This window comes from Streptomyces abikoensis, assembly GCF_014648775.1.
GTDB classification, from domain to species: domain Bacteria; phylum Actinomycetota; class Actinomycetes; order Streptomycetales; family Streptomycetaceae; genus Streptomyces; species Streptomyces abikoensis.
The window spans coordinates 397,277-422,506 of sequence record NZ_BMRT01000003.1 but is presented as its reverse complement, the minus strand read 5'-3'; the positions used below and the strand labels follow the sequence as shown (position 1 = coordinate 422,506).

The following is a 25,230-nucleotide window of genomic DNA, read 5'->3' as shown; positions in this document are numbered from 1 at the left end:
GCCGCCGGTGGTCCCCCGACGGGGGTGGGGGACCACGCGGGCGGCTCTTCTCGCGCTCGCCACCGACGAATTCGCGCGGGACCGAGCTCTCAGGAAACGGCGCGCAGCGCCATTTCGCGGAATCGCCTGCGCGACTGGAAACGGATCGTGATGGCTATCGCGGCTGAGCGGTCCGCGTCGGGCCGTCGCTTCCTGGAGGGTGTCACCGCTTCCGGAAGTCCCGGCGGTCGTACACCCCCGTAGTTCGTGAAACGCCTCATCCCGCAGGCCGTACAACGCTGCTCCCCGCTGGCGGAAGCCCAGCTTCCGTCGTGCGTGCAGTGGTTCACGAGCCGTCCGAAGGCCCTCATCGACATCCCTCCGTCATCACATTCACGCCCAGGTGATCCGCCGCATTTCCTCGCGAAAAGCCTATGGCCCCCGGTGACTTGACGGTGCGGATCGGCGTTCGAGTCACTCGTTCGATGAGGTGATGCCGCCGACCGCTCTTTTTGGCAGCGCGAATCACAGTTCTGGTGCCGCCGCCGTTGAGATTTCCGCTGTCGCAGAGCGCCGGGGCGTCAACGCCCGGCCCCGACCCCGGAGGCGGATAGGCCCCCCTCGGTTCCCTCCCCGCCCCACCCAACCCACCTAGGCCGAAAGTAACCCCCCTCAACGCGCGAACCATTGATCAGCCCCCTCCCCGCCTGTTGCATATGCCCCGACCACAGATGTTCCGGCGTTCCGTACGTACGGAGGGGGAACCTTGCGTAAGTCCAGAGCACGTTCAGGAAGACAGGTCGCGAAGAGCGGCATAGCAGGGGCGGCGGCGCTGGTGGGCGCTGCCGCCCTTGTCGTGTCCGCCCTGCCCGCGCAGGCGTTCGCCGCGCCGGCCGGCGGCGATCCGGCGGATGTCATTCCGGGGAAGGGAACCTCCACTCCTTCCCTGGTCGACGGCATCCGTGAGGGCGTGAAGGCGAGCGGGAGCGCGGCCGACGCGGCCCGTGGGCACCTCGCCGACAAGAAGAGCCGCTACCGCATCGCCGACCCGGTCCGGGATCTGAAGCCCGTCCAGGCCGTCACGAACGGCGCCGCCGAGACCGTCCGGCTTCAGCAGAAGCACAGGGGCGTCGACGTCCTCGGCGGCCAGTACGTCGTCCGGATGGAGAAGAAGGACGGCAAGCGCGTCGTCACCGGTACCTCCGGCAAGTACTTCACAGCGCTCACCACCGGCACCACGCCCTCGGTGAGTGAGGAACTCGCTGTCCAGCGCGCGGTCGGCGCCACACTCGCGCAGGTCGGTGGCAAGCGGCTCGGCACGAAGGCGAAGCCGTCGCTCAAGGGCACCGCGCGCGGCCTCGTCGTCCTGCCCAAGGGCGCCGGCGTGCTGACCCACCACGTCACCGTCCGGGGCGCCGACCCCGCCACCGGGCAGCCCGTGCTGCACGAGGTGTACGTCGACGCCAAGTCCGGCTACCCGGTCCTCCAGTACAGCGGGATCAAGACCTTCGGAGCGCCGAAGGCCGCAACCGCGAGCGCAGGGGAAGCGAAGGCGGGCGACGGCGAGGCCAAGGCCCCCGGCGGGCCGGCCAAGCACCCCGGCGTCGCCGGTTCCGGCGTGAAGTACGACGGCACCACCGTCGAGCTCGGCCTGTTCTTCGACACGGCCCGCGGCGAGTTCGTCATGAACGACCACTCCCGCATGTGGGACACCAGCAAGAACGTGATCTCCACCTGGGACGCGCGCGGCAAGGACGTCTCCGAGGTGAACGGCCGCTGGCCCGACGGGGTCAAGGAGTTCGGCTCGAAGACCCCGCAGTTCGGCAAGGACGCCACCGACGCGGGCGCGGTCGACGCCCACTGGGCCGCGGGCAAGGTCTACGACTACTACAAGAAGGTCCACGGCCGGGACAGCCTCGACGGCCGGGGCATGGCGATCAACTCCCTCGTCGGTGTGACGAACTTCGGGATGCCGTTCGTCAACGCCTTCTGGGACGGCTCCAAGATGGTGTACGGCGGGGGCGACGAGGAGTTCAAGACGCTCTCCGCCGACCTCGACGTGGTCGGCCACGAGATGACGCACGGCGTCGTCGAGAACAGCGCCAACCTCGTCTACGCGGGCCAGTCCGGCGCCCTGAACGAGGCCATCGCCGACTACTTCGGCAACGCCATCGCCGTCGACGCGGCCGGCATGGCCATGGACGACCCGGACGCGGGCCTGATGGGCGGCAACCTCTGCCGGACCAAGACCCCGCGCCAGTGCGCCTTCCGCGACCTCAACGACGGGGCGACGACGTCCAAGAACTTCCTGGGCGTCTCCTTCGCCACCGACAACGGCGGCGTGCACCTCAACTCCACCATCTTCTCGGGCGCCCTCTGGGACATCCGCGAGGACCTGGGCCGCACCCTCGCCGACAAGATCGCCTACAAGGCGCTCACCGAGTACATGACCCCGCTCGACGGGTTCACCGAGGGCCGCGACGCGGTGATCGCCGCCGCCAAGGCGCTCAAGGTCTCCGACAAGGACCTGGGCGTCGTCAAGCGCTCCTTCAACGCCCACGGCATCGTCCCGAACTGGGAGGAGGCCATGGGTGTCGACTCCGACCAGCTGCTGGGCAGGCTCAACGTCTACAGCACCAAGGTCGGCGCGGGCGGCGGCTGGTGGGCCACGTCCAAGTCGAACGACGACGGCACCGAGGCCTTCTCGGTGTGGGCCGGCCGCACGGACGGCTCGGGCACGGCCAAGCTGATCAGCCCCAATGACGGGCGTTTCCACGTCAACCCGGCGACCGACGGCAAGACCGTGGCGTGGGCGGCGTACGGCCCGGCAGGGGTGGACGTGCTGGCGCGGCCGCTCGCGGGCGGGCCGACGAAGAAGCTGTACAGCACCTCCGACAACGTCCAGGACGTCCGGGTCGAGGGCGGGGTCGTGGCCTTCGAGAAGATGAACGCCTTCGGCGCCCGGCACGTGGGCTTCCTCCGTACGGGTGACAAGGAGCCGACCTGGGCCGACGGCGGCAAGGCCGACACCGGTTCGGCGTCCCCCTCGCTCTCCGGCGGCCGGCTCGCCTACGCCAAGGCCTACGCCGACGGCGACGACTACCGCATGGGCGTCGAGGTGCTGGACCTCAAGAGCGGCGAGCGGAAGCTGATGAACCAGCTCGGCCGGCCCGAGAGCGTCGGCGAGACCGCGATCAACAGTAAGTACGTCTTCTGGCTGGCGGACGAGGTCGTCGACGACGGCCAGGTGGCCGTGCGCCGGTCGAACCTCGACGGCACCGGGACCGTGGACCTCAGCAAGGAGAAGGGCGAGGGCGCCCTCTTCGCGTCCGCTCTCACCGCCTCCGAGGACGCGCTGACCGTGACGGCGTCGCTGCCCGACCCCAAGTACCACAACGAGACGATGTCGAAGCTGTGGCAGTTCGGCGGGGCGAACGGCACCGACCGCGCCCGCGTCTCCTGCAACCGCGGTGAGCAGCTCTCCGCGGCGGCGGCCGGCGGCAAGCAGGTGGTGTGGATCGACGGCACCACCGGCTACACCGACCTGGTCACCCGCACCCGCCCGGCGGGCAACTGCGGCTAGCGCCGCCGTGCGCCCGTAAGCACCGCTGTACGTCTGCAAGCACCGATACGACCGGGCCCCGGCGCCGACCGCGCCGGGGCCCGGTCCCTGTGCTTTTCGGGACCCACGCGCAGGGCACACGCGCGGGCGCGTCAGCCGTAGGCCAGCGCCTTGAGCCTGCTGTACGAGCCGTTGAAGAGGTTGTGGTCGCCGACGGTCGAGCCGGTCTCGGTGTACTGCCAGAAGGTGTGGAAGTCCCAGCCGTTCGGGAGCTCCCCGGTCGAGGAGCCGTAGCGCGGCACCCACAGCGGGTGGTCCGAGCCGAAGCGGCCGTAGTTGCCGGTGCATTTCTTCCACCAGGCGGTGGTGGTGTAGATGACCGCGTCGCGCCCGGTGCGGTGGCGGTAGACGGCGAGGAAGTCGGCGATCCAGTCGAGCAGCGCGTCGGCGCTCATGCCGTAGCAGGTGCTGCCGTAGGGGTTGTACTCCATGTCGAGCACGCCCGGCAGCGTCCTGCCGTCGTCCGACCAGCCGCCGCCGTGGTCGACGAAGTAGTCGGCCTGGTCGGCGCCGCCGGAGTTGGACGGCAGGGCGAAGTGGTACCCGCCGCGGATCATGCCGACGTCGTAGGCGCCGTTGTACTGCTGGGAGAAGGACGGATTGCGGTAGCTGGTGCCTTCGGTGGCCTTGACGTAGGCGAAGCGCGCGCCCTTGTTCCAGAGCGTCGACCAGGGAACGTTGCCGTTGTGGCTGCTGACGTCCACACCCTCGACCGAGGCGAGCGCCTCGCCGCCGCCGGCCGGGGGTCTGCCCTCGTGGGCGGGGACGGTCGAGCCCATCCAGTCGCGCTCGGGGTGGAAGGGGCGCTGCCGGGAGCCGCCCGTGGCCGCGGCGGCGGTACCGGGCAGGGCGAGGAGAGTGAGGAGCAGGGAGAGGAGTGAGATCAGGGGGACGAGGGGGGCCAAGGGGGCTGGGCGGGCCGCGGGTCTGTGGGCGACCGGGCGGCCCGGCCCTGAGTGATGTGCGGGCATGTGGTGCCTCCGAAAGCCAGGGTGGCGGGAGAGTGGGGGAGAGTTCAACGGCTATCAAATTGGTATGACCATGTCATTAATGGGGCGAGAGGCGGTGTCGCACACCGTGATGGGGACCCGGGGTGCTGCCCTTGGACTAATCCTGCGAAATACTGACGGAGCTGCGGCGACACGACGCGGCCGAAATGAATTCTCAGCGGCTGAAAGCAGGAAAGGGCCTCACGTGCAGGAGACCCCCGAGACCAGTGCCCCGCTCCCGGAGGAGGCGGTCCCCGGTAGGGGCGCCGACGCCGGCGCGGACCCGTGCGGTCCCGCCGTCGACCCCGCCTTCCTCGCCCTGGAGCGTGAGCTCGCGGTCTTCCTGCGACGCGCCCGCGCGTCGTCCGGCGAGATGGCCCGCGAGGTCCACCCCGACCTGGAGCCCGCCGCGTACGGGCTGCTCGTGCGGCTGGAGGAGGGCGGCCCGCAGCGCGCCACGGAGCTCGCCGCGTACTTCGGCGTCGGCAAGGCCACCATGAGCCGTCAGCTGCGCGCCCTCGGCGACCTCGGCCTCATCGCCCGCGACCCGGACCCCGCCGACGGCCGCGCCGCGCTGATCCGCATCACGGGGGAGGGGCGGGAACGATTCACCCGTGTGCGGGACGCCCGTCGTGCGCAGTACATCCGCAAGTTCGCGGACTGGAACCGCCTGGAGGTCGCCGAGCTGGCCCGCCTGCTCCACCAGCTGAACGAGCGCGCCGAGGCGTAGCGCCTGACGGCCGGTCGGGGTAACCCGTCCCGCCGCGACGGTGCCCGGCCCCCGACGACGCGCTCGGCGGTGCCGAACCGGCGGTACGCGCCGTCAGGCACCGCCGGACTCCGCCGTGACAGCCGATCGCCGTCGCGGCGGATCGGGGGTGCCCCGGACCCGCCCTCTCACCGTTTCCCGGGGCTGCGCCCCGGCTCCCCGTCGGCGCGCGGCACGCGTCACAGCTCCGCGTAGAGCGCCGCCGCGTCGTCGTGGGGTTTGCCTCGGCGGAACGCGTGGCCGTGCGGGTCGGCGAGCTCCGCCTCCCGGACGCGGTCGATCAGCGCCTGCGGGCCCTCCTTCGCCAGGAGCGCGAAACAGTCCGCCCAGCGCCCCTGCCGGAAGACCTCCACCCAGCGCGCCGCGCCGTCCGTGAGCGCCGCCAGCGCGCGGACGTCCCCACGCGCCGTCGTACCCGTGACCGCGCGGGCGCTCACCGCCGGATCGGCGGCGGCCGTGAAGAAACCGCCCTCGGCGTTGCGCTGCGCGTCCGTCACCCGCCCGGCGGCGGCCAGCCGGGCGATGCGGTCGTCCAGGACGGCCGACACCGTGCCGTCCACGCCCTCGATCAGCAGCGCCGAATCGGACAGCACCAGGTGCTCCACCACCTCCGCGTCCCAGCGCGCCACCACCACCGTCGCCTGCGGAGTCAGCCGGTGCGTCAGGTCGCAGCGGTCCCGATGGGCCTCGGCCGTACGGGAGATGGCGGCCGACAGGCAATCCGCGAGCGTCATCTCACGCCGTGACGAAGCCAGTTCCAGCAGCGCCCCGCCCAGTCGTGCCGTGAACCACGGAACCCCGTGCGCGCACCCCGACTTCCCGGCCGGCGGCGGCGTCACCCCGTCCAGCAGCACCAGCGCCCCGCCGCGCCCGCCGGCGGGCAGCGCGACGGACACGAAATCCTCGTTCGGGCGGCCCGGATTCCCCGACCGGGTGGAGAGTTCGATGCGCATGCGACCAGTGTGCCGGATGCCCGAATTTCCTTGCCCGTTGACGCGCATCCTTCCGGCGTGCTCGGCGGTTGATGTGGTGGGGCACTTGCCGGGGGGAAGCGGTGGGTGACACCCGGCAGGGGCCACCAGCGGGTGGAGCGGAAGACCAGAACAGAATGCGAGCACCGGTGCGCAAGAAGCGGCTTCGCGGCGGCACGCGCGAACAGCAGCAGACCACAGGAGTGCCGGAGCGCACCGCCCGCGTACGCAACAGGCTCGTCGCCTCCGTCGCCGTCGTCTCGCTCGGCGCCCTCGGCGCTGGCGCCTTCGGCATCGCCGACGCCATACGCGACCTCACCGACTCCCGCCGGCTCGCCGGGCAGGCCACCACCGCGAGCGGCGCCGTCGCCCTCGCCCACGCCCTCGCCGACGAGCGCGACGCCATGACCGAGTACGTGGCCGGGGGCCGCGCCGACTCGGGCGGGGCGGGCGCGGCGTCCGAGGAGCAACGGGCCGGGGTGGACCGGCAGATCGAGGAGTTCCGCGCGAGCGCGCCCGACTCCCTGCGGCACCGCCTCGCCGCCCTGCCCGAGTTGCGCCGCCACGCCCTGGCCGGGCCCGACGACGCCCTCGCCGTCTTCACCGCGTACACGGCCACCGTCCAGGCCCTCCACGCCGTGGAGACCGGGCTCGTCCAGCGGCTCCCCGCCCGCGCCCAGCCCGGCGAGGCCGTCGCGCTGCCCGCGCTCGGCCGGGCCGTCCAGGAGGCAGCCGCCACCCGCGGCCTGTTCCTCGCCGCCCTGGCGGCGCGCGGCGGCGGTCAGGCGCCGCTCCTGGCCGCCGCCCAGCAGCGGCGTCTGCGGGAGGAGGCCGCGCTCGCCGACTTCCACCAGCTGGCCCCCGCCTCGCTGCGCGCCGAGTACGCCCGTACCGTCAGCGGCCCCCAGACCGCCGCCGCCGAGGCCCGGCTGGGCCGGCTGGCCGCCCGGCCCCAGGCCGTCGCCGCCGAGCCCGAGCGGCCCGGCACGGTACGCGGACAGCTGACCGCCCGCGTCGACCAGATGCGGGATCTGGAATCCGGCCTCGGCACCGAGGAGATGGCCCGCCTCGCCGGGCTGCGGGAGCACGACACCACCGCGCTGGAGGTGCGCGCCGCGCTCGCCGCGCTGGGCTTCCTGCTGATCCTCGGCACCGGCACGCAGTCCGCCCGCTCGGTGACCCGCCCGCTCGCCGCGCTCCGCCTCGGGGCGCGCCGCGTCTGCGCGGACCCGGTGGACCGGCAGCCGGTCGCCTTCCGGGGCCGCGACGACGAGTTCGCCGAGGTAGCCCGCTCCGTCAACGTCCTGCACGGCACGATCGTCCGGCTGCGCGAGCGCGTCGCCCTGCTGGAGGGCGAGCGCAACCGCCTCGACGTGGCCCGCCAGGACCTCGCCGACGAGCGCGACGCGCTGCGCGCCCGCTGCCAGGAGATCGACGACCGGATGAGCGGGCTCTCCGGCCGGGTCCACGCCACCTTCGTCAGCCTCTCCCGCCGCACCCTCGGCCTGGTCGAGCGGCAGCTGACCGTCATCGAGTCCATGGAGGCCCACGAGGCCGACCCGGACCGGCTGGAGGTGCTCTTCAAGCTCGACCACCTCGCCACCCGGATGCGCCGCCACAACGAGAACCTCCTGACCCTCGCCGGTGCCGACCACCACAGCACCCACTCCGGCCCCGTGCCCCTGCTGGACATCCTGCGGGCGGCCGTCAGCGAGATCGAGCGGTACGAGCGCGTCCGGATCCACTCCCTGCCCGCCCGCGCCCAGCTCGCCGGGTTCGCCGCCGACGACGTCAGCCACCTCGTCGCCGAACTGCTGGAGAACGCCACGACGTTCTCGCCCCCGGACGTCCAGGTCCAGGTCTCCGGCTGGCTGCTGGAGAACGGCGAGGTCATGCTCTCCATCCAGGACGAGGGCATCGGCATGCCCCCCGAGCGGCTCGACGAGCTCAACTCCCTCCTCGCCGAAGCCGATCCGGACCCGCGCGGCACCGGATTCGGGGAGCGCGGCGACCCCGTCATGGGCCTCGGCCTGTACGTCGTCGCCCGGCTCGCCGCCCGGCACGGCGTCCGCGTCAAGCTGCGCGAACAGCGGCCCGGCGGCATCACCGCCGTCGTCGTCCTGCCCGGCCATCTGCTGCCCACCGAGCCCCCGGCCGCGACCGACCCCGCCGGGAACCGGCTCCCGGGCGCCGTACGGACGATGCCCCACACCGACCTGCCCGGCGTGGTCGCCGAGGTCAACTCCCATACGCTGCACGGCCGGTCCCACCCCCAGGGGCCGTCGCCCGCGGTGCCCGGGCCCCGGCGCTCGGGCCCCTGGGCCCAGCAGGACGAGCACACCATCCAGCTCACCACCGTGCGCAGGCCCACGCCCCCACCGGACGAACCGCGCCCGGCCGCGCCGTATCCGGCCGCGTCCCACGCGGCGCCGCCGCACTCGGCCGCCCCGCACGCGGCCGCCCCGCATTCGACGGCCCCGCACTCGGCCGGACGGCACTCCCGGAGCGCCACGCCCCCGCCCGCCACCCAGGCCCCGCCGACGGCCCCGGCCCCCGCGCCGGTTTCCCCCGCGCCGATTCCGGAGCCCCGGTGGCAGCAGCCCGCCCACGGTTCCGCGGGTCCCTCGACCGCGGCCGGCGCCGCACCGGCCGGCCCGGCGATGGCACCGCCCCCGGTGGGCTACGGCGCCACGGACGTACCCGGCATGACCGGCAACGGCCTGCCCAAGCGCACCCCCCGGGTCGTCGCCCGCAAGCCCGTACCCCTCAGCGTCCGCCACGGCGTCGACGCGGAGGCGCTGCGCCGCAAGCTCGCCGGCTTCCAGCAGGGCGCGCGCGACGGACGGCGGGACGTGGAGGCGGAGTTGACGCATATGACGGGGTTGACGGGTGGTGATCACGGCGCGCGTGATCGTGGTACTGATCGGAACCGAGCGGGGGCGCCGGACGAGGGCGGCACTGTCGAGGAGGCACGCGGTTGACTGCATTTTCCCAGGGGGCGACGCCCGTAACCCCCACCCGCACCACGGGCGTCACCGCCTACGGACTCAGCGAGGAGGCCCGGAGCCTGCACTGGCTGCTCACCGATCTGGTGGAGGAGGTACCGGGCGTGCGCTCCGTCGCGGTGGTCTCCTCCGACGGACTGCTGCTGCTCTCCTCCGCCCCCGACCACCCGGGCGCGCGCGGGGCGGCCGAGGGGCCGCGCGGCTCCACCGCCGACCTCGCCACCATCGTCGCCGGGCTCGGCAGCCTGACCTCGGGCGCGGCGGCGCTGATGGACGGCGGGCCCGTCAAACAGACGATGGTCGCGATGGCCGGGGGCGGGTTGTTCGTCATGACCATCAGCGACGGCTCGCTGCTGGGCGTCCACACCGCGCCCGACTGCGACATGGGCGTGGTCGCCTACCACATGGCCCTCTTCGTGGGCCGGGCCGGACACGTCCTGACCCCCGAACTCCGCAGGGAGCTGCGGCAGTCGGTGGAGGCCGCCGGATGAGCACCGCCGCACCCGCGCTGCGCGCCCCCGCCGGGCCCGTACCGGAGCGGCCCACCGCGCGCGTACGCCCGTACTCGCTCACCGGCGGGCGCGGCCGCTGCGGCCATGTGCTGCTCATGGAGACCTTCGTCGCCGCCCTGGCCGACGCCGACGAGGGCCGGGGCGACCCCGGTGCCGTGGCGGCCGCGCCCGGTGGAGCGCTCGCCTCCTGGCTGCTGCCGGAAGTGCGCGCCGTCCTGGGGCTGTGCCGGCGGCTGCGCTCGGTCGCCGAGGTCTCCGCGCTGCTGAGGATGCCGCTGGGCGTGGTCCGCGTCCTCCTCGGCGACCTGGCCGACCAGGGAAGGATCCGCGTCTACGGCACCGGTCACCTCACCGGACGACCCGACCGCGCGCTGCTCGAAAGGGTGCTGAGTGGACTACGCAGACTCTGACGCGACGGCCCCCCGCGACCCGGGACCGGGCCCCGGCTGGCAGACCGACCTGTCCCGCGCCCCCGCCGCCACGAAGATCGTGATCGCGGGGGGCTTCGGGGTCGGGAAGACCACCTTCGTCGGCTCCGTCTCCGAGATCACCCCGCTGCGCACGGAAGCGGTCATGACGACCGCCGGGGAGGAAGTGGACGACCACACCGCCGTCCCCGCCAAGGCGACGACCACCGTCGCCATGGACTTCGGCCGCATCACCCTCGACACGGACCTCGTGCTGTACCTGTTCGGCACCCCCGGCCAGCAGCGCTTCTGGTTCATGTGGGACGACGTGGTGCGCGGCGCCATCGGCGCGGTCGTGCTCGTCGACACCCGGCGGCTGGCCGACTGCTTCCCGGCGCTCGACTACTTCGAGAGCTGCCGGCTGCCCTACGTCGTCGCCGTCAACCACTTCGAGGGCACCGCGCGCCACTCGCCCGAGGCGGTGCGCGAGGCCCTGTCCCTGGAGCCGGACGTCCCCGTGATCACCATGGACGCCCGGCACCGGATCACCGTCGTGGAGACGCTGCTGACCCTGGTGGGCCGGGCCCTGGAGACCACCCCGGGAGCCGTCTCCCGGGCCGTTCACCGTGCCGCGCCGAGCGCCGCACCCGAGCCGAGCCGAGGCGGGCGTTGCGACGGATCCTCATAGTCGGAGCCGGCCAGTCCGGGCTCCAGCTGGCCCTGGGACTGCAGGCCAAGGGGTACGACGTGACCGTCATGTCGAACCGCACACCGGACGAGATCCGCTCCGGCCGGGTCATGTCCACCCAGATGATGTTCCGCACGGCGCTGCGCTACGAGCGCGAGCTGGGCCTCAACTTCTGGGAGGGCCTGGCCCCGCGCGCCCTGGGCCTGGGCTTCTCGGTCGCCGGGACGGTCCCCGGCGTGCCCGGCGTCCAGCGGCCCGTCGACTGGATCGGCCGGCTGGACGGCTACGCCCAGTCCGTCGACCAGCGGGTGAAGATGGCCGGCTGGCTGGACGCCTTCGCCGAGCGCGGCGGCCGGCTCGTCGTCCACGCGGCGGCCGTCTCCGACCTGGACTTCCTCGCCGCCCGGCACGATCTGGTGCTGGTCGCGGCGGGCAAGGGGGAGCTGGTCTCGCTCTTCCGCCGCGACCCGGCGCGCTCCCCGTACACCACACCGCAGCGCGCGCTCGCGCTCTCCTACGTCCACGGCCTGGGCCCGCGCGCCGAGCACCCGGAGTACGACGCGGCGCGCTGCACCATCGTCCCGGGTGTCGGTGAGCTGTGGGTCATCCCGACGCTCACCACCTCCGGGCGGGCCGACATCCTCTTCTGGGAGGGCCTGCCGGGCGGGCCCGTCGACGTCTTCCAGGACGTCGAGGGCCCGGGGGAGCACCTGACGCGGACGCTGGAGCTGCTGGAGTGGTTCGTGCCCTGGGAGTACGGGCGGGCCACCGCCGTGGAACTCACCGATCCGGGCGCCACGTTGGCCGGCCGGTACGTCCCGGCCGTTCGCGACCCGGTCGGCCGGCTGCCGTCCGGCGGGCTGGTGCTGGGCGTCGGCGACGCGGTCGTCGTCAACGACCCGCTCACCGTGCAGGGCGCCAATTCGGCCGCGAAGTGCGCCGCCTCGTACCTCGCCTCGATCGTGGAGCGCGGTGACGAGCCGTTCGACGCGGACTGGATGCGGACGGCCTTCGAGCGGTACTGGGCCTCGGCACGGCACGTCACCCGCTGGACCAACACCATGCTCGGCCCGCGCTCCCCGCACATCCGCGCCCTGATCGACGCGGCGGCGGGGAGCCAGCCGGTCGCCGACCGCATCGCCAACGGCTTCGACGACCCCTCGGACTTCGACGACTACTTCTACGACGCGGCCTCGGCCGGGGCCTATATGTCGGAGGCGAAGGTGCCGGCGGCGGGCGGGACGTAGTCCACCACGGGCGGTTCGCCGGCGTCCGGGCGCACGGCCCCCAGCAGCGGGTTCGCGGCGATGGGGGAGATCTTGACGACGTCGCCGGGGCGCGGCGCCTGGACCACCTGGCCGTGGCCGACGTAGAGGGCGACGTGCGTGGCGCCCTCGAAGTAGAGGACGAGGTCGCCGGGGCGCAGCTCGTTCAGCGGCACCTTGGGCAGCGTCTTCCACTGCTCCTGGCTGGTGCGGGGGATGACGTCCCCGGCGTGGGCCCAGGCCTGGGAGGTGAGCCCGGAGCAGTCGAAGGCGTCCGGACCCTCCGCGCCCCACACATAGGGCTTGCCGACCTGCTGGAAGGCGTAGTCGAGGGCCTTGATGCCCTCCTCGGACGGCGCTTGGGCGCCGCCGGGGGAGCCGTTGAGCACCCCGGAGGCGAGCAGTCTGCGCTGGGCGTCGCCGACGCCGTCGGCCTCCGCCCGGCGGAGCGCGGCCAGCTGCTCGCCGTCGAGCGAGGCGAGCAGCCGCTCGACCTCGCCGAGCCGCTCCTGGACCGCGTCGCGCTGCCGCTTCCGCTCGGCGGCCAGGGTCAGCTGCTTGTCGAGCGCCTCGCGGGCCTCGCGGGCGAGGGTGGCGGCGCGCCGCTCGCCGTCCGTGAGCCGTTCCACGGCATTGGCCCGGTGGTCGGCGGCGCGTCTGATCTCGTGGCCGCGGTCCATGGCCTGCCGGGGGCTGTCGCTGAGCAGGAACTGCACATAGGGGGAGAGGCCCCGGCTGCCCCGGTACTGCTCGCGGGCGATGCGGCCCGCCTCGGCACGGCCGGCGGTGAGCGCGATCCGGGCGTCGGCGAGCGCCTCGTTGAGCCGGTCGGTCCGCGCGCGCTGCTTCTTCAGCGCCTCGTCGGTGGCGTCGTAGGCCTCCGTGGCCTCCTCGGCCTGCCGGTAGAGCGCCCGGAGCCGGGTGAGCAGGGCGCTGACCGGCTGTCCGGGCGGTTCGGCGGGGGCCGCGACCGCCGTCGGCGCGGGGGCGGCGGCCACGGCGAGCACGGTGCTCACGGCCAGCGCCGACGCGCGGACGACACGGACGAACCGTCCTGACACAGGCTCACCTCCGGGACGGGCGTGTCCGGGGACGGGTGTGATCACGCCCGGAAGTGATCCTGCCATGCACGGTATGACTAGTAGGAAAGACGTGGACGAAACCCCCCAATGGGCGTCATCGGGGTCACCCGTACGTTGACGTGGAGCGCCTGGATCAGCCCGTCCGGGACCAGGGCCACTTCAGCTCCGTGCCCGGCTTCCCCTCCGGGTCGTGGACGTACTTCCAGCCCTTGGGCAGCCCGAGGCGCCGCGTCACCGCCGCCGGCTCCCGCCGGTAGACGTACACGGTGGGGGCCGCGCCGGGCTCCTCGGCCGGGACCGGCACCTCGTACTTCTTGGGCGGCAGCCCGTTCAGCCCGAGCAGGACGTCCAGCACACGGCCGTCCAGCGGCCCGCCCTCGAAGGGCGTCTTCTCGCTTCTCACGCCCCCAGTCTCCGTCAGGCCCCGTCAGCCGCGCTCGTCGGCCGTGGTCAGCCGCGTTCGTCGGCCGGTATGAGGTGCCGGAGGTAGGCCTCCGGGTCGCTCAGATAGCGTCCCCAGTGGTCGACCAGCAGCAGATCCCGCCACTCCACGGGCTGGATGCCGTGCTCGCCCACCTCCAGGATCCGGGCGCCGGGGGTCGAGGCCAGGATCGGCGAGTGGGTGGCGCAGACCACCTGGGCACCCGACTGCCCCAGCCGGTGCATCAGGGAGACCAGCCGCAGACAGGACGCGAAGGACAGCGCGGCCTCCGGCTCGTCCATCACATACAGGCCCGGCTGCCGGAACATCGCCTCGAAGACCGTGAGGAAACCCTCGCCGTGGCTCATCTCGGAGGTGTTCTCCTCCCAGTAGCCGGGCAGCCCCCAGACGGTCTCCATCAGGCCGAAGGCCGTCTCGGCCCGGAGGAAGTACCCCTTCTTCCGCGTACGCGGGCCGCTCACCATGCGGGCGCCGCGCGAGGTGAGGTCGAGGCGGACGCGCTCGCCGAGGACCGTCTTCGGGCGGTCGTTGCCGTACTTCCGCCCGGCCCGGCCCCCGCGCGCGTCCAGTCCGAAGCCCTCGGCTATCGCCTCGACGACCGTCGACTTCCCGGAGCCGTTCTCCCCGACGAGGAAGGTGACGGGCGCGTCGAAGACGATCCCGTCGGCCAGCAGCTCCTTCACACAGGGCACCGACCAGGGCCAGGCGTCCGCCTCGTCGTCACCGACGAGCTCGGGCGGTACGTAAGCGCGGTTCACGAGCATGCGTACGAGCGTAGGGGCGGGGTCTGACAACGGCCCGGATCCCGGTCGTCGGCGCAGGTCAGAGCAGGTGGCCCGCGTCCTCCAGCAGGGGGAGCACCCGGCGGGCGAGGTCGCCCACCGGCCCGTCGGCCGGCTCCCGGGCCAGCGCCGCGCGGGCCACCGCGGCGACCTGGGGATCACCCGCGCCCGTCGTCAGGAGCAGGGCCACGAAGTGGTCGACCAGCCAGTCGCGCAGCTCGCCCAGCGGGGGCTGCTTCCCCTCGTCCAGCCAGATCAGCGAGGCGGCCTCCACGGCCGTGATCCACGTCCGCACCATGGTGCGCAGCCGCACCCCCGGCTCGGCCACGGACAGGTGCTTGAGGATCTGCGCGACGGCGGCCCGGCGCACCTCGTCCACGATGGCGCCCGTCCGCGAGGTCTCCGCGACGCTGCCGCCCTGGAGCAGGGCGGCGAAGCCCGCGTCGTGCTCGTCGACGAAGGCGAGGTAGCGGTCGAGGACCGCGGCGAGCCGGCCCGTGAGCGGACCGGTCTCGGGCTCGGCGAAGCACACTTCGAGCTCGTCCGCCGCGCTGCGCAGGGCCGCCTCGTACAACTGCTGCTTGCCGCCGGGGAAGTAGCGGTAGACCAGCGGGCGGGAGACCTTGGCGGCGGCCGCGACGTCGTCCAGCGAGACGTCCTCGGGCACGCGGTGGGCGAACAGACGGAGGGCGGTGGCGATCAGCTGGGCTCGGCGCTCGGCGACGCCGAGCCTGCGGTAGGAGGTGGTTCCGCTGCCGGTCATGGATCGCAGCGTAACGGTCCGGACCCGGGGCGGTCCGGTGGCGAGGACCGCTCAGGCCAGCAGCCCGGAGCTGCGCCACAACCGCCGTCCCGCGCCGCGCAGTAGACCGATCTCGTCCAGGCTGTTTCGATGTGCGGCTCCGCCGCGTGGCCGTGAGGCGTATGTCGGTCGGCGCGGTCGGTGGCCAATGGTTGGCCGGGGGCTCAGGCCAGCAGCCCGGAGCTGCGCCACAACCGCCGTCCCGCACCGCGCAGTAGACCGATCTCGTCCAGGAAGTCCGTGAGGCGCCCGGCGCCGGCCCGCATCACCTCGCGGCGGTGGCCGCTGGCGCGGACCTGGGCGACGGCCTCGCGGCGGTCCAGCCCCACGTTCGTGTAGACCTGCGGGTTGATGAACGCGGCCGTGAAGACGCGGGCCGCCTCGCCCGTGCTCACCCGCGTCAGCTCCGCCTCCCAGCGCGGGCACGAGGCCATCTGCCGCCGCAGTTCCTCCCGCGCGTAGCGCACGTGGCGCGCCTCCTCCACGACGTGGATGCGGGTGACGCCGCGGACGAGCGTCTGGACGCGCTCGTCGGGGAAGGTCAGCCGCTGCATGTGGTCGAGGATCTCCTCACCCAGCAGGGTGCAGGCGAAGGAGCCCGGCGTGGTGGAGACGGTCTTCAGGATCCGGGCGAGGTTGTGGTGGCGGCGGGCGACGGGGTAGGTCGGGGCGCCGACCTTGTCGATCATCCGGGCGAACATTCTCGAGTGCCGGCACTCGTCGGCGATCTCGGTCAGCGCGTAGTTGACGTGGGAGCTGGTCACGGGCTTGTCGTAGATGTGCCGGACCAGCAGCTGCATCAGGATGATCTCGAACCAGATGCCGAGGGAGGCGAGCGAGGCTATCTCGTGCCGGGAGAGGTCCATCCGCTGCTCCTCCGGCATCCGCCGCCACAGCGGAGTGCCGTAGAGGGAGACCAGCTCCGGCGGGCAGTACCACTTGCCGGGCTCCAGGGGCGCGGCCCAGTCGAGGTCGGTGTCGGGGTCGAAGGAGTGCCGGGCGGAGGACTCGAGCAGCCGCTGGGCGACCCGCTCACGGTCCTTGAGCGGGCCGAGCGCGTCGCGGGCGCCGGGGACACCACTGGTATCGGGGACGGTCGCCATGACGGAAGCCACCTCGGGTCTCTGAGTCTTCGGACTGTCGGACTACCGGCGGTACGCCCTTATGAGACTACTTGTCAGCAAGCCCGTCAAGGGATCGTTCCCGCCGATCCCTCGAACGACTCATTGACCCTGCGGTAACCCCGTGTGAGCCTGCAGAAGAGCCAGTCGTCACCGTCATATGAACAGTCATGTGACCTGCCCGAGAGCGCTGATGAGCGAGGGACAGGAGGCGTCCACGATGACGCGCGACCTCTACCGCCACGACCCCGGCCCGCCCGTGTGGGAGGTCCCCGCGGCCGGGGCGGCACGCTTCAGCTGGGACTACGACGAGGGCCGCGAACGGCTCCTGGCCCTCTACCAGAAGGGCAAGGACAAGCAGTGGGACGGCGCCAAGCGCGTCGACTGGGACCTGGAGGTGGACCCCTACGACCCGCTCGGCGTGCCCGACGAGAACCTCGTCGTCTTCGGCACGCCCTACTGGGACAAGATGAGCGAGCACAACAGGCGTGATCTGCGCCGCCATTACGCCTCCTGGAACTTCAGCCAGTTCCTCCACGGCGAACAGGGGGCGCTCGTGTGCGCGACCCGCATCGTGGAGGCCGTCCCCGACCTGGACGCGAAGTTCTACGCCGCCACCCAGGCGATGGACGAGGCCCGGCACGTGGAGATCTACAGCCGGTTCCTCCACGAGAAGATCGGCATGGTCTATCCGGTCAACCCCAGCCTCCGCTCACTGCTGGAGGACACCCTGCGGGACTCCCGCTGGGACATGCCCTCGCTCGGGATGCAGGTCCTGATCGAGGGGCTCGCCCTCGCGGCCTTCGGAATGCTGCGCGATTCGACCGAGAAACCACTGCCGAAACAGATCCTCGCCTACGTCATGCAGGACGAGGCCCGCCATGTGGCCTTCGGTCGCATGGCACTGCGCGAGTACTACAAACAGCTTTCCGACGCCGAATTGCGGGACCGCGAGGAATTCGTCATCGAGGGCTGCTACCTGATGCGCGACCGGCTGCGCGGCGAGGAGGTCCTCGCGGACTTCGGCGTACCCGCGGGGGACGCGGCGGAGCTGAGCGAGCGCTCCGAATTCCTCCAGATCTTCCGGAAGTTGCTCTTCAGCCGCATTGTGCCGTGTGTGAAGGACATCGGCCTGTGGGGCGAGAGGCTCCAGCGCGCCTATGCCGACATGGGGGTCTTCGAGATGGGCGACGCCAGCCTCGATCAACTCATGGCCCAGGACGAGGAGATCGCCGAACAACTCGACGCCCACCGCTTCGCGGCGGAGGAGGCGGCCCGTACGGAGGAGGTCTCCCGGACGATCGCGGAAGCGTAACAGTGGTGGGGCAACCGGGAACTTTACAGAGGAGACGTGGCTGTCCTGTCTGAATTCTGTGAGCGATGCCGTGTCGCGGAACGCTTTGCGGTACATCGCCGTCCTACGCGGGCAGGACATTGGTCAGTGCGCGAGGGGGTGGGGGAAGTCATGACGCGATTGACGGCCCATAGGCGGCATTTGGTGATCGCGGCGGGAGGGATGATCGCCATCGCGGGGGTGATATCGGGCACCGTGGCCGTGGCCACCGAGGGTTCGGGAAACTCCCGGGGTGAGGAAACGATCGCCCAGGGCCCGACACCGGTCCCGGACGGCAAGGGCGGCACCCCGTCCCCGCCGACTCCCAGCGCACCGGGCGCACCCGGCACACCCACCTCCGCCGCCCCGACCGGCCCGGTCTCCCCGGAGATCGTCCACGAGACGGAGACCGGCGGGAAGACCGTGGCCCTCACCATCGACGACGGCCCCGACCCCAGGTGGACCCCGAAGGTCCTGGAACTGCTGAAGAAGTCCGGCATCAAGGCCACCTTCTGCATGATCGGCCCCCAGGCCAAGGCCCGCCCGGACCTCGTCAAACAGGTCGTCGCCGAAGGCCACCGCCTCTGCGACCACTCCGTCGACCACAACACCGCCATGGACAAGCGCTCGGAGGACTACCAGAAGCAGCAGATCCTCGACGCCAAGAAGATGATCGAGGAAGCGGCCGGCGGAGGCCCTGCCGGAACGATCCGCTACTACCGCGCCCCCGGCGGGGCCTTCACCCCCTACAGCCGCCACCTGGCCGCCGACAACGGCATGCGCCCCCTCGGCTGGGACGTCGACACCCGGGACTGGCAACGCCCGGGCGTCGACCGCATCATGGAAAACATCAAACGCGAACTCCCCAACGGCCCCATCATCCTCTTCCACGACGGCGGCGGAGACCGCACCCAGAGCGTCGAGGCCCTGGCCCGCTGCATCGACTGGCTGAAGGACGAGGGCTACGGATTCGGGTTCCCTAAGGTGTGAGCGCCGCCATCGGAGTCGTGGTCCTTGCCCTCTCCGATGGCGGCGCTCAGCCGTACCAGGTGATGTTGCAGACGTAGACGCACTGGTGGCGCGGCACCGCCAGAAAGCTGATGAAGCCGCGCCCGTTCAGGATGTCGAACTCCCGGAGCCCGCCCTCCCGGTCGATCGGCCTGCCGACCGTCGCCGCATCGGGGCCGAGCGCCGCGAGTTCGACGGCCAGTCGCTCCACCTCCGCCAGTACACCAGGTGGGAACCCGCGAGCCACATGCTCTTCGCTGGGGTTGTACTCCCATGTCCAGTCGCTCACAGGCCGGCCTCCGCGCGCGCCGCCTCCTGGATCTGATGAATCTCGGCAATCGCCTCTGCGGGGTCTTGCTCGCCCGCGTCCACGATGCGTTCCAGTTCGCGGAGGCGGTCCGCGCGCTCCGGGTGTCGCTGGATCGCGACGAACACGGCCCAGGAGTGGACGAAGGCGCGCAGCGGAGCCAGGCTCTGTGACTGCTGGGCGTTGGTGGTCGCTTCGAAAAGATGCTGGGTGAGCGCGGGGAGCCTGCTGGGTGCGATCCTGGCCACGGCGGCCCGCAAGGCGTCGGGCGTGAGGGCGGGCATGGGGATGAGCGGCTCATGCGGGCCGTCGTGCTGTGTGCTCACCGCGTCCTCCGGGACGTATGAGAAAAGGCCTCGCGATTGACATATCTGTCATTCGCGAGGCCCCTCGGCACTTCAAGCGAAGTGCCCCCGGCAGGATTCGAACCTGCGCACACGGCTCCGGAGGCCGTTGCTCTATCCCCTGAGCTACGGGGGCGTGTCGGCCGGTTCGCGGTTTCGCTCGCGGCGACGGGTAGAACACTACCAGCTTCTGGAGGGTGTCCTGCAACCTTGATCGAAAAGGGCGGCGGGAGGAGGCCGGGTGGTCGCTCGGGAGGGGTGGAAGTGGGGAAAACCCGGACGCGGGGGCGGGGGCGCGCCTACTCTCGGGTTGTGCCTGGCTTGTCCGGCCGGGTCCTTGTTGTGGACGACAACAAGGTCATCCGGCAGTTGATCAGGGTCAACCTCGAGCTGGAGGGCTTTGAGGTCGTGACCGCGGCCGATGGTGCCGAGTGTCTGGAGATCGTGCACCGGGTGCGGCCCGATGCGGTGACCCTGGATGTCGTGATGCCCCGGCTCGACGGGCTCAACACGGCCGCCCGGCTGCGGGCCGACGCGCGGACGCGGGACATTCCGATCGCGATCATCAGCGCCTGCACCCCCTATGAGATCGAGAGCGGCTGGTCCGCCGGGGCGGACGCGTTCCTGGCCAAGCCGTTCGAGCCGGCCGAGATGGTGCGGCTCGTGCGGAGGCTGGTGGGGTGGCCGGAGGTGGAGGCGGAGGGGGCGCCGGGGGGCGCCGAGTCCGTCGTGCGTCCCGCAGGGTGAAACCGGTTCGCGGACCGCGGCACCTTCTCCCCTAGGCTTGCCCTGTGACCCCCGCCGATCTGTCCCGCACCGTGTTGCACACCGTGCGCCGCGCCGTCGAGGACGACGAGCTGCGCGTGCCCGTGCCGGAGCGGGTCAGCGTGCGGGTGCCCCCCCGTCCCGGCTGTGGTGACTACGCCACCAATGTGGCCCTGCAGCTCGCCAAGGGCGGCGACCGACCCGCCCTGGAGATCGCTGAGGTGTTGCGGCGCCGGCTTGCCGCCCGGCCCGGCATCGCTCGCGTCGACATCGCCGGGCCCGGCTTCCTCAACATCACCCTCGACGGAGACGGCGCCTCGGGTGAGGAGATCGTCCGGGAGGTGTTCGCGGCGGAGTATGAGCAGGAATCGTTGCCGCTGTCGCCTTCGGTGGAAGACGTCGCTCGGCTCGGTGGTGACGCCGCTCGGTGGAGCGCGGTCTCCCCGCCCGGCCTCGACCGGTCCCTGCTGCTCGTGCAGAAGGACAGCAATCCGCTGTTCCGCGTCCGGTACGCCCACGCCCGGGCGCGGGCGCTCTCCCGGAACGCCCGTGACCTCGGGTTCGACTCGCTTCCCGGGGCCGTCGACAGCAGTGCGGCCGGCCCCCTCCTCGGCGCCCTCGCCGACCACGCGCGCGTCAGCGCAGCCCGCGCCCCCGAGCGGCTCGCCCGGCACCTGGAGCGGACCGCCGACGCCTTCCTGAGATGGCAGACCGGCTGTGCCGTCCTGCCTCGCGGCGACGAGAAACCCTTGGCCGTTCACCGCGCCCGCCTGGCCCTCGCCGAGGCCACGGGCAAGGTGCTGGCCAACGGCCTGACCCAGCTCGGCATCACCGCACCCGCACACCTGTAACAAGGGGATCGCCAGTCATGAGCCGTTCCGCCCACCCCGCCGGGCCCCGCTACGCCGACGTCCTTCCCGAGGGCCACTACGTCGCGCCGCCCACCGACCTCAACGAGCTCGACCCCCGTGTCTGGTCCCGGACCGTCGCCCGTGGCGACGACGGCGTCGTCACCGTCGGCGGGATGGACGTCAAGCGGCTCGCCGAGGAGTTCGGCACGCCCGCCTACGTCCTCGACGAGGACGACTTCCGGGCGCGGTGCCGCGCCTGGCGGGACGCCTTCGGGCCCGACGCCGATGTCTTCTACGCCGGGAAGGCGTTCCTCTCCCGCGCCGTCGTCCGCTGGCTGCACGAGGAGAACCTCAACCTCGACGTCTGCTCCGGCGGCGAGCTCGCCACCGCCCTCGACGCCGGGATGCCCGCCGAGCGCATCGCCCTCCACGGCAACAACAAGTCCACCGACGAGATCACCCGCGCCGTCGAGGCCGGCGTGGGCCGGATCGTCGTCGACTCCTTCCAGGAGATCGTGCGCGTCGCGCACATCGCCGAGCGGCTCGGCAAGCGCCAGGGCGTACTGATCCGGGTGACGGTCGGCGTCGAGGCGCACACCCACGAGTTCATCGCCACCGCCCACGAGGACCAGAAGTTCGGGCTCCCGCTGGCCGGCGGGCAGGCCGCCGAGGCCGTCCGCAGGGCGCTCAAGCTCGACGGGCTCGAGCTCCTCGGCATCCACTCCCACATCGGCTCGCAGATCTTCGACACCTCCGGCTTCGAGGTCGCCGCCCACCGCGTCGTCGGGCTCCTGCGGCAGGTCCGCGACGAGCACGGCGTCGAGCTCCCCGAGATCGACCTCGGCGGCGGCCTCGGCATCGCCTACACCGCCGACGACGACCCGCGCGAGCCGCACGAGATCGCCGTCGCCCTGCGCGAGATCGTCACCCGCGAGTGCGGCGCCGCCGGGCTCGCCGTGCCCCGGATCTCCGTCGAGCCGGGGCGCGCCATCGTCGGCCCCACCGCCTTCACGCTCTACGAGGTCGGCACCACCAAGGAGCTACCCGGACTGCGGACGTACGTCAGCGTCGACGGCGGCATGTCCGACAACATCCGCACCGCGCTCTACGACGCCGACTACTCCGTCGCCCTCGTCTCCCGCGCCTCCACCGCCGAACCGATGCTCTCCCGCGTCGTCGGCAAGCACTGCGAGAGCGGCGACATCGTCGTACGGGACGCCTTCCTCCCCGCCGACGTGGCCCCCGGCGACCTCCTCGCCGTCCCCGCCACCGGCGCCTACTGCCGCTCCATGGCGAGCAACTACAACCACGCGCTGCGCCCCCCGGTCGTCGCCGTCCGGGACGGCGGGGCGCGAGTGATCGTCCGGCGGGAGACGGAGGAGGACCTCCTCCGTCTCGACGTCGGCTGACGAAAAAAACCGGAAACAGAAGAAAAAATCCTGGGTGACAGCGGTCTCGGATACTGGACGGGGAGGAATTCCCCGTCCAGTGGGTGAGACTGTGGGTCAACCGAAGGTGTATTGAGAAACGAGGTCGGATGATGCGTACGCGTCCGCTGAAGGTGGCGCTGCTGGGCTGTGGAGTCGTCGGCTCTGAGGTGACGCGCATCATGACGACGCACGCGGACGACCTCACGCAGCGCATCGGGGCGCCCGTCGAGCTCGTCGGCATCGCCGTGCGCCGCCCCGACCGGGTGCGCGAGGGGGTGCCGCAGGAGCTGATCACCACCGACGCCACCGCCCTCGTCAAACGCGGCGACATCGACGTCGTCATCGAGGTCATCGGCGGCATCGAGCCCGCGCGCTCCCTCATCACCACCGCCTTCGAGCACGGCGCCAGCGTCGTCTCCGCCAACAAGGCGCTCCTCGCGCAGGACGGCGCGGCCCTCCACGCCGCCGCCGAGCAGCACGGCGTGGACCTCTACTACGAGGCCGCCGTCGCCGGTGCCATCCCGCTGGTCCGGCCGCTGCGCGAGTCCCTCGCCGGCGACCGGGTCAACCGGGTGCTCGGCATCGTCAACGGCACCACCAACTTCATCCTCGACAAGATGGACTCGAGCGGCGCGGGCTACTCCGAGGCGCTCGACGAGGCCACCGCACTCGGCTACGCCGAGGCCGACCCGACCGCCGACGTCGAGGGCTTCGACGCCGCCGCGAAGGCCGCGATCCTCGCCGGCATCGCCTTCCACACCCGGGTGCGGCTGGACGACGTCCATCGCGAGGGCATGACGGAGGTCACCGCCGCGGACTTCGCCTCCGCGAAGCAGATGGGCTGCACCATCAAGCTCCTCGCCATCTGCGAGCGGGCCGCCGACGGGAAGTCCGTCTCCGCCCGCGTCCACCCCGCGATGATCCCGCTGACCCACCCGCTGGCGTCGGTGCGCGAGGCGTACAACGCCGTCTTCATCGAGGCGGACGCGGCCGGCCAGCTGATGTTCTACGGCCCGGGCGCGGGCGGCGCGCCGACCGCCTCCGCCGTCCTCGGCGACCTCGTCGCCGTCTGCCGCAACAAGGTCGCCGAGGCCACCGGCCCCGGCGAGTCCGCCTACACGCGCCTGCCGGTCTCCGCCATGGGCGAGGTGGTCACCCGCTACCACATCAGCCTCGACGTGGCCGACAAGCCGGGTGTGCTGGCCCAGGTCGCCACGGTCTTCGCCGAGCACGGCGTCTCCATCGACACGGTCCGCCAGCAGGGCAAGGACGGCGAGGCATCCCTCGTCGTCGTCACCCACCGGGCCACCGACGCGGCCCTGTCGGCCACGGTCGAGGCCCTCCGCAAGCTGGACACGGTGCGCGACGTGGCCAGCATCATGCGGGTCGAGGGTGAGTAAGGCGTCAGGCGAAGCAGGGAACAAGGGATAACGAGAGCAATGTCTGCCAACAACAGCCGTCCCGCCGCTTCCGGCACCCACCAGTGGCGCGGCATCATCGAGGAATACCGCGACCGTCTTCCGGTCACCGCCGACACCCCCGTCGTCACCCTGCGGGAGGGCGGCACCCCGCTCGTCCCCGCCCAGGTGCTCTCCGAGCTCACGGGCTGCGAGGTCCACCTCAAGGTCGAGGGCGCCAACCCCACCGGGTCCTTCAAGGACCGCGGCATGACCATGGCCATCACCCGGGCGAAGGAAGAGGGAGCGCGCGCGGTCATCTGCGCCTCCACGGGCAACACCTCCGCCTCCGCCGCCGCCTACGCCGTACGCGCCGGCATGGTCTGCGCCGTCCTGGTGCCCCAGGGCAAGATCGCCCTGGGGAAGATGGGGCAGGCGCTCGTCCACGGCGCCCGCATCCTCCAGGTCGACGGCAACTTCGACGACTGCCTGACGCTGGCGCGCGGGCTCTCCGAGAACTACCCCGTGGCGCTGGTGAATTCGGTCAACCCGGTGCGCATCGAGGGGCAGAAGACGGCCGCGTTCGAGATCGTGGACGCGCTGGGCGATGCCCCGGACATTCACGTGCTTCCCGTGGGTAACGCGGGGAACATCACGGCCTACTGGCGTGGATACCGCGAGTACGCGGCCGACAAGGTCTCGACCCACAACCCGCGGATGTGGGGATTCCAGGCTTCCGGTTCCGCGCCGATCGTGCGGGGGGAGCCGGTGAAGGAGCCGCACACCATCGCCACCGCGATCCGGATCGGGAATCCGGCTTCCTGGGAGTTCGCGGAGGCCGCGCGGGACGAGTCCGGTGGGCTGATCGATGAGGTGACCGACCGACAGATTCTCGCGGCCTACCGGATGTTGGCGTCGCGGGAGGGTGTTTTCGTCGAGCCGGCTTCGGCGGCGTCGGTCGCCGGGCTGCTGAAGGCCGCCGAGCTGGGGCTCGTCGATCCCGGGCAGAAGATCGTGTGCACGGTCACGGGCAATGGGCTCAAGGATCCTGATTGGGCGGTGGCGGGGGCGCCGCAGCCGCTTACCGTTCCGGTGGATGCCGGGGTCGCTGCGCGGGAGCTCGGGCTCGTCTGACGCCCGGTGGGGCGGAGCGGGGTGGTGCGGGCCGGTGTTCCGGTGTGCCCACCCTCCCCCAGCTACCGCTGGGAGGTGCCCCCAGCCCTGCGGAACGATTGCCCACACCTGCGGCAAAGCCGACAGATGCACAGGTAGCAGTGCGACACGCATCGTGCGCCTCCTGTGCGCCCTATGTCGCCACTGAACCTTCCTTCGATAGGCTGTGTTCACTCCGCCCCGTCG

General features: G+C 72.0%; 24 protein-coding genes and 1 tRNA gene. 14 read left to right on the top strand and 11 right to left on the bottom strand.

The annotated features are described in order from the left end of the window. Positions 1-89: 89 nt before the first annotated feature. Complete coding sequence (locus IE096_RS32150) at positions 90-350, bottom strand: DUF6255 family natural product biosynthesis protein (RefSeq protein WP_373298091.1); 261 nt, start codon at positions 348-350, stop codon at positions 90-92. A gap of 395 nt (positions 351-745) precedes the next feature. Between IE096_RS32150 and IE096_RS12170 the strand changes: the two genes are divergently transcribed. Beyond that, positions 746-3,562, top strand: a complete 2,817-nt coding sequence (locus tag IE096_RS12170) for a M4 family metallopeptidase (RefSeq protein WP_444544781.1) — start codon at positions 746-748, stop codon at positions 3,560-3,562. 131 nt (positions 3,563-3,693) lie between these two features. Here the strand turns inward: IE096_RS12170 and IE096_RS12165 are convergent, their stop codons facing one another. Further along, the gene (locus IE096_RS12165) at positions 3,694-4,572 is read right to left on the bottom strand and encodes a lysozyme (protein ID WP_189451439.1); all 879 of its coding nucleotides are present in this window, start codon (positions 4,570-4,572) and stop codon (positions 3,694-3,696) included. 223 nt (positions 4,573-4,795) lie between these two features. Between IE096_RS12165 and IE096_RS12160 the strand changes: the two genes are divergently transcribed. Next, a complete protein-coding gene (locus IE096_RS12160) occupies positions 4,796-5,320 on the top strand; it encodes a MarR family winged helix-turn-helix transcriptional regulator (protein ID WP_189451438.1) in 525 nt (174 codons plus the stop codon). 218 nt (positions 5,321-5,538) lie between these two features. Here the strand turns inward: IE096_RS12160 and IE096_RS12155 are convergent, their stop codons facing one another. Further along, on the bottom strand, positions 5,539-6,312 hold the full coding sequence (locus IE096_RS12155) for a protein phosphatase 2C domain-containing protein (RefSeq protein WP_189451437.1): 774 nt from the start codon (positions 6,310-6,312) through the stop codon (positions 5,539-5,541). 155 nt (positions 6,313-6,467) lie between these two features. Here IE096_RS12155 and IE096_RS12150 point away from each other — a divergent pair, with 155 nt between their 5' ends. From IE096_RS12150 to IE096_RS12130, 5 genes are all read left to right on the top strand, one after another. Further along, the gene (locus IE096_RS12150) at positions 6,468-9,311 is read left to right on the top strand and encodes a sensor histidine kinase (RefSeq protein ID WP_189451436.1); all 2,844 of its coding nucleotides are present in this window, start codon (positions 6,468-6,470) and stop codon (positions 9,309-9,311) included. 86 nt (positions 9,312-9,397) lie between these two features. After that, positions 9,398-9,826, top strand: coding sequence for a roadblock/LC7 domain-containing protein (locus IE096_RS12145; protein WP_373298114.1), 429 nt, complete (start codon positions 9,398-9,400; stop codon positions 9,824-9,826). Beyond that, positions 9,823-10,257 (top strand): DUF742 domain-containing protein, encoded by a 435-nt coding sequence (locus tag IE096_RS12140; protein ID WP_189451434.1) that lies wholly within the window; start codon positions 9,823-9,825, stop codon positions 10,255-10,257. Before IE096_RS12145 ends, IE096_RS12140 begins: the two co-directional genes overlap by 4 nt. Further along, positions 10,238-10,942: a GTP-binding protein gene (locus IE096_RS12135; protein ID WP_189451433.1), complete on the top strand. Its 705-nt coding sequence runs from the start codon at positions 10,238-10,240 to the stop codon at positions 10,940-10,942. Before IE096_RS12140 ends, IE096_RS12135 begins: the two co-directional genes overlap by 20 nt. Next, positions 10,924-12,189, top strand: a complete 1,266-nt coding sequence (locus tag IE096_RS12130; protein WP_189451432.1) for a styrene monooxygenase/indole monooxygenase family protein — start codon at positions 10,924-10,926, stop codon at positions 12,187-12,189. The genes IE096_RS12135 and IE096_RS12130 overlap by 19 nt, the downstream gene beginning before the upstream one ends. Here the strand turns inward: IE096_RS12130 and IE096_RS12125 are convergent. The 5 genes from IE096_RS12125 to IE096_RS12105 form a co-directional block, all read right to left on the bottom strand. Further along, a complete protein-coding gene (locus IE096_RS12125; RefSeq protein ID WP_229820120.1) occupies positions 12,147-13,268 on the bottom strand; it encodes a C40 family peptidase in 1,122 nt (373 codons plus the stop codon). The two genes, IE096_RS12130 and IE096_RS12125, sit on opposite strands and share 43 nt — an antisense overlap. 154 nt (positions 13,269-13,422) lie before the next feature. After that, positions 13,423-13,692, bottom strand: coding sequence for a DUF8847 domain-containing protein (locus tag IE096_RS12120; RefSeq protein ID WP_189451430.1), 270 nt, complete (start codon positions 13,690-13,692; stop codon positions 13,423-13,425). A gap of 47 nt (positions 13,693-13,739) precedes the next feature. Then, on the bottom strand, positions 13,740-14,495 hold the full coding sequence (locus IE096_RS12115) for an AAA family ATPase (RefSeq protein ID WP_189451429.1): 756 nt from the start codon (positions 14,493-14,495) through the stop codon (positions 13,740-13,742). 58 nt (positions 14,496-14,553) lie between these two features. Next, on the bottom strand, positions 14,554-15,276 hold the full coding sequence (locus tag IE096_RS12110) for a TetR/AcrR family transcriptional regulator (protein ID WP_189451428.1): 723 nt from the start codon (positions 15,274-15,276) through the stop codon (positions 14,554-14,556). A 203-nt stretch (positions 15,277-15,479) separates the two neighbouring features. Further along, positions 15,480-16,418 (bottom strand): AurF N-oxygenase family protein, encoded by a 939-nt coding sequence (locus IE096_RS12105; protein ID WP_189451427.1) that lies wholly within the window; start codon positions 16,416-16,418, stop codon positions 15,480-15,482. Positions 16,419-16,629: 211 nt separating this feature from the next. Here IE096_RS12105 and IE096_RS12100 point away from each other — a divergent pair, with 211 nt between their 5' ends. Next, a complete protein-coding gene (locus IE096_RS12100; protein ID WP_373298090.1) occupies positions 16,630-17,751 on the top strand; it encodes a ferritin-like domain-containing protein in 1,122 nt (373 codons plus the stop codon). Positions 17,752-17,901: 150 nt separating this feature from the next. Further along, positions 17,902-18,759: a polysaccharide deacetylase family protein gene (locus tag IE096_RS12095; RefSeq protein WP_229820119.1), complete on the top strand. Its 858-nt coding sequence runs from the start codon at positions 17,902-17,904 to the stop codon at positions 18,757-18,759. 46 nt (positions 18,760-18,805) lie between these two features. On the opposite strand, the gene IE096_RS12090 is transcribed toward IE096_RS12095, so the two are convergent. The 3 genes from IE096_RS12090 to IE096_RS12080 all read right to left on the bottom strand — a co-directional run bounded on the left by IE096_RS12090 (position 18,806) and on the right by IE096_RS12080 (position 19,564). Then, positions 18,806-19,066: a hypothetical protein gene (locus tag IE096_RS12090; RefSeq protein WP_189451425.1), complete on the bottom strand. Its 261-nt coding sequence runs from the start codon at positions 19,064-19,066 to the stop codon at positions 18,806-18,808. Beyond that, the gene (locus tag IE096_RS12085; protein WP_229820118.1) at positions 19,063-19,410 is read right to left on the bottom strand and encodes a DUF6247 family protein; all 348 of its coding nucleotides are present in this window, start codon (positions 19,408-19,410) and stop codon (positions 19,063-19,065) included. The genes IE096_RS12090 and IE096_RS12085 overlap by 4 nt, the downstream gene beginning before the upstream one ends. A gap of 82 nt (positions 19,411-19,492) precedes the next feature. After that, positions 19,493-19,564: transfer RNA gene (locus IE096_RS12080), tRNA-Arg, on the bottom strand. A 128-nt stretch (positions 19,565-19,692) separates the two neighbouring features. Between IE096_RS12080 and IE096_RS12075 the strand changes: the two genes are divergently transcribed. The 5 genes from IE096_RS12075 to thrC all read left to right on the top strand — a co-directional run bounded on the left by IE096_RS12075 (position 19,693) and on the right by thrC (position 25,005). Further along, entirely contained in the window at positions 19,693-20,175 is a 483-nt protein-coding gene (locus IE096_RS12075; protein WP_189451766.1) for a response regulator, read from the top strand. Positions 20,176-20,219: 44 nt separating this feature from the next. Next, positions 20,220-21,044: an ArgS-related anticodon-binding protein NrtL gene (gene nrtL, locus IE096_RS12070; RefSeq protein ID WP_189451424.1), complete on the top strand. Its 825-nt coding sequence runs from the start codon at positions 20,220-20,222 to the stop codon at positions 21,042-21,044. 17 nt (positions 21,045-21,061) lie between these two features. Then, positions 21,062-22,453, top strand: coding sequence for a diaminopimelate decarboxylase (lysA, locus tag IE096_RS12065; protein ID WP_189451423.1), 1,392 nt, complete (start codon positions 21,062-21,064; stop codon positions 22,451-22,453). Between the two features lie 128 nt (positions 22,454-22,581). Continuing rightward, positions 22,582-23,874, top strand: coding sequence for a homoserine dehydrogenase (locus IE096_RS12060; RefSeq protein ID WP_189451422.1), 1,293 nt, complete (start codon positions 22,582-22,584; stop codon positions 23,872-23,874). A gap of 39 nt (positions 23,875-23,913) precedes the next feature. Then, on the top strand, positions 23,914-25,005 hold the full coding sequence (gene thrC, locus IE096_RS12055; protein WP_189451421.1) for a threonine synthase: 1,092 nt from the start codon (positions 23,914-23,916) through the stop codon (positions 25,003-25,005). Positions 25,006-25,230 lie beyond the last annotated feature (225 nt).